Raw genomic sequence first — 1,503 nt, forward strand, 5'->3', positions numbered from 1 at the left:
TTTGGAGTGATTGGGGGGAAAATTCCGGGACTTTTTCCCTGAAAATTAGGTAATTGACCACCTGAAAATCGGTAAAACCCCACACCCCACACCCCACACCCCACACCCTGCTCCTAGGAAAAGCTTTTTCAGCAAACCCTAAATAGGATTGATGGGGATTGCTAAGGCTGGACGGGGTGGTTTTCTAAGCTTTTAACCACACTTTGATTCATTTGCCGCACTAATTGACAAAAATGAGCTATCGGTGGTATCTGTAGGCGATCGCTAGTGGTGACAAGGACTACCTGACGGGTGAGACGATGACTAAATTTACCATTGTTAAGATGGGGATTTTCGCTACTAGGGGAAGCAAGAGGACGAATGGCGAGGGTGGCATCGCTACGGGCTTCCATCAGGGCGGATTGGGGCAGAAGAGCGATAATATTACCCTGACGCACCACACCGCGAAAAGCATCGAGGGTGTTTAATTCCATGACAGTTTTCAGGTGGGCATCCTGACGGGAAAACCATTCTTGTACTAATCTTTGCATTCCGTAGCCGTCTTTGAAAACCACTTGCGGATAGGGGATTAATTCTGACCATGGCACTTCTTTGTATTGGGCGAGGGGATGATTAGCGGCCATGAGAATTTCGATCGCTTCTTGGTATAATACCTCGACCACCATCTCCGGGCTAGAGGTGAGAAAACGATTATTCATTACCAACGCCACATCTACTAAACCATCCCGCAGCACTTTTAAGGCGCGATCGCTGCCTAGGGCTGTAACTCTTAACTGAACTTCTGGGTATTCAGCACAAAATTTCGGCAAAATCGGCGGTAAATAGTGGGCGCACACGGAATGAATCGCCGCAACGCACAATTCTGGCTGTTTTCCTGCCTGTAGGTCCGTGATTTCCTCGTGAATATTCGTCCATTCTTGACAAATCCGTTTCGCCCGGGGCAGTAATTTCTCCCCGGCAATGGTTAACTTCGCTTGGGCGGTACGATGAAAAAGAGGTAAGCCCAAATCGGTTTCTAGGGATTGAATCTGGCGGCTGATAGTCGATTGGGTGACTCCACACTGGCGCGCGGCTTGACCAAAATTGCCCGTATCGGCTACGGCTAAAAAGGCTTGCAATTGCTCGATCCGCATTCTTTCTCGTTTTAATTACATTCCGTCATGACTTTATGACAATAACGAATTTTATTCTGACTTTTGGTAGAAATTGCTACCGTTTTCTCAGTTATCAGTTATTTCATCGGTCAGCCTTGAACTACTTTGAGCATCTGGAAATCGGGCTAAAAGTTGCTCGGAAGCTGTGAGGCTATCTTTTGCTAATTCAAAAGCACCTGTTCCGATTACTGGGACTTAGACAAAAAATAAATCGAGAAAAGCCTCAACTCCAATCCCCGCTTGGGATTTACTTCGAGAAGCCCAAAATCGCTGAAACCCAGATATATCAAGGAAAATCATAAATCGAGGTTAACCCTTTGTCCCGTAATGGTTTGAGCCTTTTTTGCTG

1 protein-coding gene is annotated in these 1,503 nt (G+C 46.5%); it reads right to left on the reverse strand.

Annotated elements, in window-relative coordinates; all coding sequences use genetic code 11:
* Positions 1-161: 161 nt before the first annotated feature.
* Positions 162-1,133 carry a LysR family transcriptional regulator gene (locus O9300_RS09215; protein ID WP_004163287.1) on the reverse strand — a complete coding sequence of 324 codons (972 nt, stop codon included), beginning with the start codon at positions 1,131-1,133 and terminating at the stop codon, positions 162-164.
* Positions 1,134-1,503: the final 370 nt, after the last annotated feature.

It is taken from the genome of Microcystis sp. LE19-195.1E (assembly GCF_027532095.1).
In the GTDB taxonomy this organism is placed as follows: Bacteria; Cyanobacteriota; Cyanobacteriia; order Cyanobacteriales; family Microcystaceae; genus Microcystis; species Microcystis aeruginosa.

Bases quoted from the DNA above. Each gene is read 5' to 3' on its own strand.
- O9300_RS09215 (WP_004163287.1), bottom strand. From the start codon at position 1,133: ATGCGGATCGAGCAATTGCAAGCCTTTTTAGCCGTAGCCGATACGGGC.